Origin of the sequence: Quatrionicoccus australiensis, assembly GCF_020510425.1 — a bacterium.
Taxonomy (GTDB): Bacteria; Pseudomonadota; Gammaproteobacteria; order Burkholderiales; family Rhodocyclaceae; genus Azonexus; species Azonexus australiensis_A.
The window spans coordinates 514969-527535 of record NZ_JAHBAH010000001.1 but is presented as its reverse complement, the minus strand read 5'-3'; the positions used below and the strand labels follow the sequence as shown (position 1 = coordinate 527535).

Annotated in this window: 9 protein-coding genes; 7 read left to right on the top strand and 2 right to left on the bottom strand. The window is 62.2% G+C overall.

All coding sequences use genetic code 11. The features are described from left to right. Positions 1-23 precede the first annotated feature (23 nt). Positions 24-443 (bottom strand): hypothetical protein, encoded by a 420-nt coding sequence (locus tag KIG99_RS02655; RefSeq protein WP_226458689.1) that lies wholly within the window; start codon positions 441-443, stop codon positions 24-26. Between the two features lie 72 nt (positions 444-515). On the opposite strand from KIG99_RS02655, the gene KIG99_RS02650 reads away from it, so the two are divergent. The 4 genes from KIG99_RS02650 to KIG99_RS02635 are packed head-to-tail and all read left to right on the top strand — an operon-like array spanning position 516 to position 8026. After that, positions 516-3896, top strand: coding sequence for a DUF748 domain-containing protein (locus tag KIG99_RS02650; protein WP_226458687.1), 3381 nt, complete (start codon positions 516-518; stop codon positions 3894-3896). 5 nt (positions 3897-3901) lie between these two features. After that, positions 3902-5236 (top strand): DNA recombination protein RmuC, encoded by a 1335-nt coding sequence (locus tag KIG99_RS02645; protein ID WP_226458686.1) that lies wholly within the window; start codon positions 3902-3904, stop codon positions 5234-5236. After that, positions 5220-5645, top strand: a complete 426-nt coding sequence (locus tag KIG99_RS02640) for a DUF3293 domain-containing protein (RefSeq protein WP_226458685.1) — start codon at positions 5220-5222, stop codon at positions 5643-5645. The genes KIG99_RS02645 and KIG99_RS02640 overlap by 17 nt, the downstream gene beginning before the upstream one ends. Beyond that, the gene (locus tag KIG99_RS02635) at positions 5642-8026 is read left to right on the top strand and encodes a serine/threonine protein kinase (RefSeq protein ID WP_226458683.1); all 2385 of its coding nucleotides are present in this window, start codon (positions 5642-5644) and stop codon (positions 8024-8026) included. The genes KIG99_RS02640 and KIG99_RS02635 overlap by 4 nt, the downstream gene beginning before the upstream one ends. Before the next feature lie 73 nt (positions 8027-8099). Here the strand turns inward: KIG99_RS02635 and KIG99_RS02630 are convergent, their stop codons facing one another. Continuing rightward, a complete protein-coding gene (locus KIG99_RS02630) occupies positions 8100-8927 on the bottom strand; it encodes an outer membrane protein assembly factor BamD (RefSeq protein WP_319002352.1) in 828 nt (275 codons plus the stop codon). Here KIG99_RS02630 and rluD point away from each other — a divergent pair. The 3 genes from rluD to KIG99_RS02615 all read left to right on the top strand — a co-directional run bounded on the left by rluD (position 8926) and on the right by KIG99_RS02615 (position 12564). After that, entirely contained in the window at positions 8926-9882 is a 957-nt protein-coding gene (rluD, locus tag KIG99_RS02625) for a 23S rRNA pseudouridine(1911/1915/1917) synthase RluD (RefSeq protein ID WP_226458682.1), read from the top strand. The genes KIG99_RS02630 and rluD overlap by 2 nt on opposite strands. Next, positions 9875-10609 carry a peptidoglycan editing factor PgeF gene (gene pgeF, locus KIG99_RS02620; protein ID WP_226458681.1) on the top strand — a complete coding sequence of 245 codons (735 nt, stop codon included), beginning with the start codon at positions 9875-9877 and terminating at the stop codon, positions 10607-10609. The genes rluD and pgeF overlap by 8 nt, the downstream gene beginning before the upstream one ends. A gap of 227 nt (positions 10610-10836) precedes the next feature. Then, complete coding sequence (locus KIG99_RS02615; RefSeq protein ID WP_226458680.1) at positions 10837-12564, top strand: ShlB/FhaC/HecB family hemolysin secretion/activation protein; 1728 nt, start codon at positions 10837-10839, stop codon at positions 12562-12564. Positions 12565-12567 lie beyond the last annotated feature (3 nt).

Below are 12567 nucleotides of genomic sequence, written 5' to 3'. Positions count from 1 at the left end.
GCGAACGTCAGGAACGTTGCAGTCTAACGGCAATAACTGTTGAAGAACAGCAATCCGCCACCGGATATGCTGATCGCGACGATGCACCAGCAGATCGCGTAGATCAGGGCGCCGCGTGCTTCATAGGCTGCATGGTGCTGCTTGCAGGTGAAGTAGCGCTGAAATTCGCCAAAAGTCACGACAACCGCGAGCAGGAAGAAAATCATGCCGCTGAACAGGAAAATGATCGGGCCGTTGCTCAGTTGGCGGCAGGCGCTGACCGTGAAGCGCAGTTGCATGAGCACGGAATCGGTCTTGAAGGCAAAGCGGCTGACGGCATAGGTCAGGAGACCAAAGCCGGCAATCAGTCCGAGCGTAAGCCAGGTTTCGCCGCGCTTGAACTGGGCAATGATGCTTTTAAGCTCGGCGCCGATTTCCCTGAGTAGATTGACCAAGCATTTCATGAGTGTTTACCGCCGTTTCGGGCGGTCCAATGTGCTAAATTCGAAGGAAATAACGTCGGATGGAAGATTACCATGGCGCAACAAATTGATAACAAATTGACGGCAGCGCGAGCCAAGGAGGTTCTTGCCTCGCCCAAGGCCCGCCGGTTCGGTAAATGGACGGCCATTGTCGTGGTGGTTTTTGGCCTGTTCGGCTTTTTCGCCGCGCCGCCCTTGCTGAAATCCGTGCTTTTGTCGCAGCTTTCCAAGGAACTGCACCGCGAAGTCAGTATTGAAACAATATCCATCAATCCCTTTGCCCTGTCGGCGCGGGTGCAGGGTCTGGCGATCAAGGCTGACGGCGGCAAGGAAGTCTTCGGCTTTGACGAGTTGTTCGTCAATTTGTCGACGGCGTCCATTTTCAAGTTCGCCGCGGTCGTAGACGAGATTCGTCTGCAGGGACCGCGCGTCGCCGTGGCGCGCCTGGCGGACGGGCGTTACGACATTTCGGATCTGCTCGATGAGTGGATGAAGCCGAAGGATGAGCCGGATACCGGGACGCCGCGCTTTTCGCTGAACAATATCCAGGTCGCCAACGGCAAGATCGTGTTCGACGACCAGCCCAAGGGCAAGGTACACACCATCAGTGACCTGAATCTGGGCGTGCCTTTTGTTTCCAGCTTGCCCTATCAGGCCGAAGCCCTGGTCGAGCCGAGCTTTTCGGCCAATATCAACGGCTCGGTTGTCGCCCTGAAGGGGCACAGCAAGCCTTTTTCCGGCAATCACGAAAGCGAGCTTGATCTCGATGTCGACCGCTTTGACCTGGCCGGCCTGCAGCCCTACTTGCCGGAGAGCCTGCCGCTGCGTCTCGGCGCCGGTACGCTCGATTCCGAACTGAAGGTGGTTTTCAAGGAAGTCGCGGACCAGGTGTTTTCGCTCAGCGTCATCGGCAGTGCGCATCTCTCCGGGCTGGCCTTGTCCGAAAGCAACGGCCAGCCCCTGCTCGGCTGGAAGCGTCTCGATGTCGACCTGGAAAACGCCGACCTGATCAACCGCAAATTTGCCGTCAAGCGGGTGGCTCTCGACGGGCTGGATGCCAGCCTGTCGGTCAATCGCCAGGGCGAACTGAATGTCCTGATGCTGGCGGACAAGATGAGCAAGCCGGCGGCCAAGGGAGCGGAGGTCAAACCGGCCGAGCCGGCGCCGGCGGCTGGCGCGCTGGCGTGGTCGCTCGGCGAGTTCGCACTGAGCAACGGCCTGCTGCGCTGGAAGGACGATTCCAAACTGACCCCGGTGGCGGGCGAAGTACGCGCGCTGAATGTCGTGGTCGGCAAACTCGACAGCAAGCTTACCGAGCCGATTGAAATCAGCGATGTCAGCTATCAGGTCGATCTTGGCGAACGCTTCCGGGTCGAGAAAATGCAGATCAAAGGCGTGCAGGTCGATCTCGCCGCGCATCGCATCGATATTGCCGAGGTGACCAACAGCCAGACGCGCGCCCGCATGCTGCGCAACAAGGAAGGGCAGATCGAGTGGGTCAGCTCGCCGGTGCTGAAGACGATTCGTGCCACCGATGCCAAGGCGAAGGATGAAAAGCCATGGATCGGCAATGTCGCCAAGCTCAATATCGAGGATCTTGCCTTCCATTTCGAGGACAAGTCGACCAGTCCGGCGGCCGTACAGGAGTTGGAGGGTTTCAGCCTGCATGGCGAAAACCTGACCAATGAGCCGAACAAACAGGGCAAGCTGGCGCTGCAGGGCAAGATCAACAAGAAGGGCAGCCTCAAGGTCGATGGCAGCCTGCAGGTCATGCCGCTCAATGCCGCCCTGAAGATCGAGACGCAGGCCATTCCGGTGATGCCGCTCGAGCCTTACTTCGGCCAGTTCCTCAATATTGCGCTGACGCGTGGCCAGGTGTCGAACAAGGGCGAGGCAACGGCCCTGATCGAGAAGGATGGCACCTTCAAGGCCGGCTACAAGGGTTCGGTGACGCTGGGTGATTTCCTGGCGGTCGACAAGGCAAACAGTGCCGATTTCCTGAAGTGGAAATCGCTCTATCTGGGGGGCATTGATTTCCGTCTGCAGCCGATGACGATCAATGTCGGTGAGATCGCCCTGGCGGATTTCTATTCCAAGTTGATCCTCAACCAGGCCGGGCGTCTCAACGTTCAGGACATCGTCAAGAAGCCGGAAGGCGAAACGCCGGCCACGACGCAGGCCGCTGCGCCGGCGCCGACGGCAGCGAACAAGGCGGCCGAGGTGAAAGCGGTCGAACCGGCCAAGCCGCCGGTGCCGATCAAGATCGCCAAGATCACGCTGCAAAACGGCACGGTCAATTTCTCGGACTTCTTCGTCAAGCCGAATTACACGGTCAATATCACCAAGCTGGGCGGGCGCGTCACCGGCCTGTCGTCGGCGGCCGATACCGTGGCTGACCTCGACTTGCGCGGCAGCTACGCCAATTCGGCGCCGGTCAGCATCGTCGGCAAGCTGAACCCGCTGGCGGCCAAGTCCTATCTCGATATCAAGACCGATATCACCGGTGTCGACCTGGTCGCCTTCTCGCCCTATGCCGGCAAGTACGCCGGCTACAACATCGAGAAGGGCAAGTTGTCGCTGAACCTCGCCTACAAGCTGGAAAACAACCAGCTCAATGCCGACAACAAGCTGTTCATCGACCAGTTCACCTTCGGCGACAAGGTCGATAGTCCGGATGCGACCAAGCTGCCGGTGAATCTGGCGATCTCCTTGTTGAAGAACAATCGCGGCGAGATCGACCTCAACCTGCCGATTTCCGGCTCACTCGACGACCCGCAGTTCTCGGTCGGCGGCCTGGTCGTCAAGGTCATCGTCAATCTCTTCGTCAAGGCCGTGACCTCGCCGTTTGCGTTGCTCGGCTCGATGTTCGGCGGTGGCGAAGAGCTTTCCAATGTCGAGTTCGCACCCGGCCGTGCTGCGCTCAACGAAGTTGCCGGCAAAAAGCTGGAAGCCTTGTCCAAGGCGTTGACCGAGCGTGCCGCGCTGAAGCTGGAAATTACCGGTCGTGCCGATCCCGAAGCCGACAAGGAAGGCATCAAGCGCGTCGCCATCGAGCGTGCGATGAAGGCGGAAAAGGCCAAGGACACACTGAAGAAGAAGGGTGAGGGCGAGTCGCTGGAGAGTATCGAAATCGCGCCGGAAGAGTACAAGACCTACCTGACGCGCGCCTACAAGGAAGCCAAGTTTCCGAAACCGCGCAACATGGTTGGTTTGCAGAAGGATCTGCCGGTTGAGGAAATGGAAAAGCTGATGCTGACCAACCTGCCGGCCACCGACGACGACATCAAGGCGCTCGCCGCGCGGCGTGCCGAAGCGGTACAGGGCTGGCTGGTCGACAACGGCAAGGTGCCGGTCGAGCGCATCTTCCTGCTGCCGCCGAAGACAGTGGCCGATGAAAAGGGCAAGGCCCACCGTGTCGATTTCTCGCTGCGTTAGTCCTCATGACTGAGTTGTTCGGCCCGGCCATGCTGGTTGGCGTGGCCGTCGTCATCCTGCTGCAGGTGGCGCTGCTGTTGCGCGGCAATCGGCGTCCGGATGACGAATTGCGTTTGCGCGAATTGCGCGAAAGCCAGGAAAAGGGCATGGCCCGGCTCGAGCGCGAGTTGCGCGAAGAGCTGGCGAGGGGCCGGCGCGAGGATGCCGAGGAGGCGTTTCGCGACCGCGAGGAAAGGGCGCAATCCTCGACCCTGCTCGGTCAGGCGCTGGGCACCCAGGTCAGCCAGTTCGGCAGCGCCCAGGCCGAGCGCCTGGAAGCTTTTGCGCGCGAACTGAACCGTTTTTCGCTGGGGCTGGATGAGCGTTTCGAGCGCCTGAAAATGGCTGTCGAGGGACGGTTGACCGCCATCCAGGCCGACAATGCGGCCAAACTCGAGGAAATGCGCCGCACCGTCGACGAGAAGCTGCACGCGACGCTCGAACAGCGCCTCGGCGAATCCTTCAAGCTGGTCAGCGAGCGTCTCGAACAGGTGCATCGCGGGCTTGGCGAAATGCAGACCCTGGCGGCCGGCGTCGGCGATCTGAAACGCGTGCTGACCAACGTCAAGAGCCGTGGCACCTGGGGTGAGGTGCAGTTGGCCGCCTTGCTCGAACAATTGCTGACCGCCGAACAGTTTGCCGCCAATGTCGCGACCCGGCCGGGCAGCAACGAGCGTGTCGATTTTGCCATCCGCCTGCCCGGGCGCGGCGATGGCGCCGTTGTCTGGTTGCCGATCGACGCCAAGTACCCGATCGAGGATTACCAGCGCCTGCTCGATGCGCAGGAACGCGGCGAGCCGCTCGCGGTCGAAGAGGCGGCGCGGGCGATCGAGCTGCGCCTGAAGGCGGAGGCGAAAAGCATTCACGAAAAATACGTGGCGCCACCGCACACCACGGATTTTGCGCTGCTCTACCTGCCGCTCGAGGGACTTTACGCCGAGGCGCTGCGCCGACCCGGCCTGGCCGAAACCCTGCAGCGCGATTTCCGGGTCAGTCTGACCGGGCCGACGACGCTGGCGGCCATGCTCAACAGCCTGCAGATGGGCTTTCGCACGCTGGCCATCGAACAGCGCTCGGCCGAGGTCTGGGCCGTGCTCGGTGCGGTCAAGACGGAATTCGGCAAGTTCGGCGAGGCGCTGGCGCATACGAAAAAGAAGCTCGACGAAGCGAGCAACAGCATCAGCAAGGCAGAAACGCGGACGCGGCAACTGACGCGCAAGCTCAGGGACGTGGAAGCGCTGCCGGTGGCAGAATCAGAACAATTGATCGGGGTGGTGGATCTGGATGGCGAAGACGACTGAACTTGAAGCGCTCTACAAGGCGACGACTTACCGGGTATTCCTGCCGGGCGGCATTTGCGAGCTGCGCATCGGTCAACCGTGCGAAACCCTGCGTTGCTGGCTGGAAACCGGCGGCTACAAGGAGTTCGCGATCATCACGGCGCACAATCCGGGCGGTCAACCGGTCGTGGCGGCACAAAATGCCGAGCGCCAGGCGGAACTCGAATGTGCGCTGATCGAAGGTAATTACGAACCCTATGCCGGCGAGAATGTGGCCGATGATACCGCCTGGCCGGCCGAGGAAAGCTGTTTCATCGCCGATATCGCCGCCGAGGATGCCTGCGCGCTGGCCGAGGATTTTGGTCAGAATGCCATCGTTTTCGGTACGGCCGATGGCGTCGCTCAGCTGCTCTGGATCGAGACGGAATGACCCGGCGTATCGGTCGTTTCGAGGTGCGTGGCGAGCTCGGGCGCGGCGCCCAGAGCACGGTCTATCTCGGCTTTGATCCGCAGCTGCAGCGCGAGATCGCCATCAAGACGCTGCATTTCGGTCGTTCCGATCCGGCGCAGAATCGCGTCCTGCTCGACGAGGCGCGCATGGTCGGCAAGCTGCGCCACCCGAATATCGTGCCGATCTTCGAGGCGGGCGAAGAAGGCGGCGATCTCTACCTGGTGTTCGAGTACGTGCCGGGCAAGAATCTGGCTGAATTCCTGCGCGACAGCGGTGCGCTGTCGCCGGTCAAGGCGGTCACCCTTTTGCGGCCGATTCTCGATGCGGTCGCGCACGCGCACGCCATGGGCATCATCCACCGCGACCTGAAGCCGTCGAATATCCTGCTCGACGAGAATGGCATGGCGCGGGTCATGGATTTCGGCATCGCGGCGCGGGTCGATGCGCCGGACGCTGGCAAGGAGGAGTACACCGGCACGCCGGCCTACATGGCGCCGGAGTACATCGACAAGCGCGAAATCAGCGAACGCTCGGATGTCTTTGCCGCCGGCCTGATCCTGTTTGAAATGCTGGCCGGACGGCGTGCCGTCGAGGGCAGCAACATTTACCAGGTGATGCACCGCATCGCCAGCGAAGACCAGCGTCTGCCCGGCAGCGTAACGGTCGACGAGCGCCTGGGCAGCATTTTGTACAAGGCGCTGGCGCGCGATCCGCAAGTCCGCTACCAGACGGCGGTGCAACTGGCCGAGGCACTCGACAACTATCTGTCACCCGAGGACGACGCTGCGGCAAGTGGCGAGGGCAAGCAGTCGACGATCGATTTCCTGCTCCGTCGCATGCGCCACAAGAGCGACTTTCCGGCACTGTCGGAATCGGTCAGCGCGATCAACAAGATCGCCAACAGCGAGACGGAGAGCATCAACAAGCTGTCCAATTCCATCCTCAAGGATTTTGCGCTGACCAACAAGCTGCTGCGCCTGGTCAATTCGGCCTATTTCCGGCCGGCCGGCGGCGGCAGCATCAGCACCGTGTCGCGCGCGGTGATCGTGCTCGGCTTCGAGGCGGTACGCAATATCGCGATTACCGTGCTGCTCTTCGAGCACCTGCAGAACAAGGCCAACGCCAACCAGTTGAAGGAAGACTTCCTGCGCGCCAACCTGGCCGGGATTCTCGCCAAGGACATCAGTGCCGCGGCGCAGATGCGCGATCTGGAACAGACCTTCATCTGCTCGCTGTTCCACAGCCTGGGGCGTTTGCTGTCGCAGTTCTACTTCCCCGAAGAGTCTGACGAAATCCGCCGGGTGATCGCCCAGAAAAACTGCAGCGAAGACAACGCGGCCCTGCAGGTGCTCGGCATCTCCTTCGAGGACATGGGGATTGCGATTGCCCGCCAGTGGGGCTTCCCGCCGCTCATCGTCGGTACGCTGCGCAAGCTGCCGAGCGGCCTGGTCAAAAAACCGGTGACGCAGGAGGATCGCCTGCGTGTGCTTTCCGGTTTCTCCAACGAGCTGTGCGACGTGATTGCCCAGGCGACGCCGGAAGCGCGTGATCGGGAAATGAAGAAGGCGATGGCGCGCTTCGCCGATGTCATGTCGCTCGACCAGCAGGAATTGCAGCAGACCGTGCAGCGTGCCGTCGAGGAGGTTGCCGACTTCGCCCGCATCATCCATCTCAACATGCAGCAGACCACCTTCGGCAAGCAGATGCAGCTATTTGCCCGGCACGGTGGCCAGGAAAGCGCAGCGGTCGACCGGCAAGATGGCACGGATTTCATGGGCCAGACCATCCTGCATGACAATTCGTCGCTGGCGACCGGCGATCCGGAAGATACCGGCGCGCAGACCATCGATGCGCAGGACATCCTGACCGCCGGCATCCAGGACATCAGCAATACCCTGGTCGACGGCTTCAAGCTCAACGACATCCTGCGCATCATCCTCGAAACCATGTACCGGGCGATGGGCTTCAAGCGCGTCGTGCTCTGCATCCGCGATGCCAAGGCCGGCTGTATGCAGGGGCGCTTCGGTTTCGGGCCGGAGGCCAACGAGGTCGCCAAGGCTTTCCGTTTTCCGCTCAGCTTTACGCCGGACATTTTTCATGCCGCGACCTCGAAGGGCGTCGATATCCTGATCAGCGACATCAACGATCCGAAAATCGCCGAGCGCATTCCCGACTGGTACCGCAAGGCGGTGCCGGCGCATTCCTTCGTGCTCTTTCCGCTGAATATCAAGGGGGCACCGGTAGCGCTGATCTATGCCGATCGCGACGAGCCGGGCGGGATTTCGATTCCGGAAAAGGAGTTGTCGCTGCTGCGCACCTTGCGCAACCAGGCGGTGCTGGCGATCAAGCAGGGCAGTTGATCGCAGTCAAGTCTGTCGCAGAAACAAAAAGGGGAAGCTGCGCTTCCCCTTTTTTATATTGCGGCCTTGCTGCTTACCAGAGCCGCCACCAGGCGACCTTGCGCTCCAGGCCATCCTTGTAGAAGCGGCTTTCCGGGAAGTTCTTGCGCATGATGCGGTCTGCATCGTCACGCAGGTCGTTCATGCCCAGCTTGTCGTAGGCAGTGACCAGGATGAACATGGCTTCTTCAATGGCCGGTGCCTGCGGGTAGGTCTTGACGGCGAACTGGGCGCGGTTGGCGGCGGCGATGTAGGCGCCGCGCTTGACGTAGTAGCGGGCGACGTGAACTTCCTGCGAGGCCATCGCGTTGACCAGATAGTTCAGGCGCTTGCTGGCATCCGGCGTGTATTTGCTGTTCGGGAAACGGGTGACCAGCTCGCGGAAGGCGTCGAAGGCTTCGCGGGCCGCCTTCGGGTCGCGTTCGGTCGGGTCCTGGGTGCTGATATAGCCGGAAATTCCAAGATCGTCGTTGAAGTTGATCAGGCCTTTCAGGTAATAGACGTAATCAACCGCCGGGTGACCCGGGTGCAGCTTGATGAAGCGGTCGCAGGCAGCCAGTGCCGAACCGGCTTCATTGGCTTTCCAATAGACGTAACCGAGTTCAAGCTGGGCTTGCTGGGCATAGCGGCCATAGGGAAAGCGCGACTCCAGCTTTTCCAGGTACTTGGCGGCCTTGTCCCAGGTCTTGTCGGCCTGCGCGTCCTTGGCTTCGGAATAAAGCTTGCTCGCCGACCAGCTGGCGGTTTCATCCGGCCCTTCGCTCATCGAGCCGCAACCGGCGATGAGGGACGCAAGGAAAAAAGCCATCACCAGACGGAAGAGGGCGGGAAAAGACTGGAATGCGGGTAAACTTCGCATCATGAACGATCCTATGGAAAACTCCGGCGATTATAGCCGAACTGAACCGCTCCGCCTGACGGTTCCTGATGCCAGCTACGGCCGGCGTCTCGACCAGGTCCTCGCCGACCTCCTGCCGCAGCATTCCCGCAACCGCCTCCAGGGCTGGGTCCGCGATGCCTGCGTACAGGTCGACGGCAAGGTCGAAACCGAACCCAAACGCAAGCTGCTCGGTGGCGAGAAGCTGCTGGTTGCCGAACCGACCGACGCGCACAGCCTGGCCGAACAGCCGGAAGACATCCCGCTCAACGTGGTGTTCGAGGACGAAACCCTGCTCGTCATCAACAAGCCGGCCGGTCTGGTCGTGCATCCGGGCAGCGGCAACTGGAGCGGTACGCTGATGAATGCGCTGCTGCACCATGTGCCTGGCATTGAGCAGATTCCGCGCGCCGGCATCGTGCACCGCCTGGACAAGGAAACCAGCGGCCTGCTCGTTGTCGCCAAGACGCTGGAAGCGCAGACCGACCTGGTGCGCCAGTTGCAGGCGCGCACCGTCCATCGGCATTACCAGGCAATCGCGGCGGGCGTGATGAAGAAGGATGGCGGCGTCGATTCCCCGATCGGCCGACATCCGGTACAGCGCATCAAGATGGCGGTGGTGCCGGAAAATCGCGGCGGCAAGCCGGCCGTGACCTGGTTCCGGGTGATGGAAAACTTTGCTTATTGCACCTTCATCGAGTGCTCGCTGGAAACCGGGCGGACGCACCAGATCCGCGTGCACATGGCCTCGATCAATCATCCGCTGGTCGGTGATCAGGTTTATGGCAAAAACAATCCGCTGCTGCCGGCCTTTCATCGTCAGGCCTTGCATGCGACGCGGCTTGGTCTGGTACACCCGGTGAGCAGCCTGAAAGTCCAGTGGGAGGTGCCGATGCCGGAAGACATGCGCAACCTGCTCGACACCTTGCGCGATGGCTGATCTGCTGTTCCCGGACTGGCCGGCCCCGGCCAATGTCCGGGCGGTGCAGACGACGCGGCGCGGCGGGTTCAGCCCGGCGCCGTGGGACAGCTTCAATCTCGGTGATCACGTCGGTGACGATGCGTCGCGCGTCGCGGCCAACCGGGCCGAATTGCGCCGGCATCTGCCGGCCGAGCCGTGCTGGTTGCAGCAGGTGCATGGTGTCCACACGGTCGACGCCGCGCAAACGGCGAATTTGCCCACGGCGGATGCCTCATTCTCACACCGGGCCGGCACGGTCTGCGCCGTGATGACTGCCGACTGCCTGCCGGTCCTGTTCTGCGACCGGGCCGGCACGGTGGTCGCCGCCGCGCATGCCGGCTGGCGCGGTCTGCAGGCCGGCGTGCTGGAAGCGACCCTGGCCGCGATGGCGGTTCCTGCCGGCGAAATTCTCGCCTGGCTGGGGCCGGCGATCGGTCCGGACGCTTTCGAAGTCGGCGCTGAGGTGCGCGCCGCTTTCATCGCGGCCAATCCGCTCGCCGCCGCGGCGTTCAAACCGCATGCGCCGGGCAAATGGCTGGCCGACATTTATCTGCTGGCGCGGCAAAGGCTGCAGGCGGCTGGCGTTGTCGCGATCAGCGGCGGCGATTTCTGTACGGTCAACGCCCCGGAAAGCTTCTTTTCCTATCGCCGCGACGGCGTCACCGGCCGCATGGCGAGCCTGATCTGGCTCGCGGTCCCGACCTGAATCCTGCTTTTTGTTGTGTGGCACCGGCCCGGCGCCGCATTTCGGCATCCGCGTTTTTCGCCGCAATGCTTCCAACCCGCATCTAATCCCCGGCCGAGCGTCCCAAGCCGTCAACGCTAATTCAACGCTGGCTGTCGATACTCGAACCCATTGCAGGTAACCGGGGGGCATTTTGCGTCCCGGTCGGGGTGATCCGGCGCAAGCCGGACGGGCTAGGGGAGCTTGTCGTGACGAAGAAACAGGAACTGCACCGCTTGCTGGTGCTGCTGGCCGGGCTTGTCCTGGCCGGCAACGGGCTGGCGCAAACGCCGGGCGATATCAATGCCGCGGCGCGCCAGAGCGAAACCATCCAGCGCCAGCAGCAGGAACGCCTGCGCGAGGATCTCGACAAGGCGCGCCAGGCGGTGCCGGCGGTGGACGGCACGGATTTGCGCAATTTGCGGCCGCAGGTGGCGGTGCCCGATCTCGGCGTCGCCTGCCGGCAAATCGACGAAATCCGCGTTGCCGGCGCCGATCATCTGGCGCCCGAACTGGTCGCGAGCAAGACGCGCCCCTTCGTCGAGCGCTGCCTCGGTGTCGGCGAGATCGAGGCCATCCTCAGCGAACTGACCCGCGCCTACATTGAGCGCGGCCTGATCACTGCCCGCGCCTACCTGCCGGCGCAAGACCTGCGCAGCGGCGTGCTGCTGATCCAGGTCATCGAGGGCGAGATCGAGGGCTATCGCATCGAGGGCGAAGGCAGCCGGATTTTCCCACCTGGCGTGTTTCCGGCGGCGCCCGGCGAGTTGTTGAACCTGCGCGATCTCGAGCAGGGCATCGACCAGATCAACCGGCTTGCCTCGAACAACGCGCAACTCGACATCCAGCCGGGCAGCAAGCCGGGCAGCAGCATCGTCGTCGTCCGTAACACGCCGGCCTTTCCCCTGCACCTGCTGCTTTCCTACGACAACCAGGGAACGCGTTCGACCGGCAATCACGGCGCCGCTGCTTCCTTGTCCTTCGACAACCCGCTCGGCTTCAACGAGCGCTTCCTCTATTCGCACCGCAAGACCTGGTCGGTTGCCGAGGCCGGGCACAATTCGCAGAACGATGCCTTCGAGTTCTGGCTGCCTTTCGGTTACTGGTCGCTGACCCTGAGTACCAGCCGCTCGGACTACCTCAATGCGTTGACCGTGCCGAGCGGTACCGTGTTGCGCAGTGAAGGGAACACTGCAACGAACAGCATCGGTCTTGATCGCGTGCTGTACCGGGACCAGTCGATGCGCAGTTCGTTCTCGGTCAAGCTGACGACGCAGGATGCGAAAAACTACCTGGAAAATCAGCTGCTGACGGTAAGCAGCCGCAAGCTGACCTTTCTCGATTTCGGGCTGCGTTCCTCCGGCACCTTGTGGGGAGGCATGTTGAGCGGCCAGGTCGGCTACGCGCAAGGTCTCAAGGGCCTGGGGGCGCTTGCCGATGCGGCGGATATCGATCGCGACTCGCCGCATGCGCAATTCAGGAAGACGGCGCTCGATCTTTCCTACCTGCGCAATTTCAGTCTGCTCGAGCAGGAATTTTCCTGGTCCAGCCAGTTCTCCGGCCAGTACGCCCTGACTGCGCTGTATGGCTCGCAGCAGATGCTGATCGGCGGGCACGGCTCGGTGCGCGGCTTCGTCAACAGCTCGTTGAGCGGCGATCACGGTTATTTCTGGCGCAACGAACTGGGCGTGCCCTGCCGGCTGCCTTTGTTCGGCAGCACGATTCCCGGCCGCGCCTTTGTCGCCTACGACTTTGGCAGCGTCAGCAGCATTGCCGCCGGCAGCACGCGAGGCAGTCTGAGCGGCGCCGCCCTCGGCGTGTCGTTGCAATGGAAGGATCTTTCCCTCGAAGTTTCGGCCAGCCGGCCGCTCGCCTTGCCGGCCGGAGTTGCCCGCGAGGCCGCCCACGCCTGGTTGCGCCTGTCGTATTCGCTGTAAGGA

Coding starts and splice junctions, on each gene's coding strand:
- KIG99_RS02655 (WP_226458689.1), bottom strand. CDS start 443: ATGAAATGCTTGGTCAATCTACTCAGGGAAATCGGCGCCGAGCTTAAA.
- KIG99_RS02650 (WP_226458687.1), top strand. CDS start 516: ATGGCGCAACAAATTGATAACAAATTGACGGCAGCGCGAGCCAAGGAG.
- KIG99_RS02645 (WP_226458686.1), top strand. CDS start 3,902: ATGACTGAGTTGTTCGGCCCGGCCATGCTGGTTGGCGTGGCCGTCGTC.
- KIG99_RS02640 (WP_226458685.1), top strand. CDS start 5,220: ATGGCGAAGACGACTGAACTTGAAGCGCTCTACAAGGCGACGACTTAC.
- KIG99_RS02635 (WP_226458683.1), top strand. CDS start 5,642: ATGACCCGGCGTATCGGTCGTTTCGAGGTGCGTGGCGAGCTCGGGCGC.
- rluD (WP_226458682.1), top strand. CDS start 8,926: ATGAACGATCCTATGGAAAACTCCGGCGATTATAGCCGAACTGAACCG.
- KIG99_RS02630 (WP_319002352.1), bottom strand. CDS start 8,927: ATGATGCGAAGTTTACCCGCATTCCAGTCTTTTCCCGCCCTCTTCCGT.
- pgeF (WP_226458681.1), top strand. CDS start 9,875: ATGGCTGATCTGCTGTTCCCGGACTGGCCGGCCCCGGCCAATGTCCGG.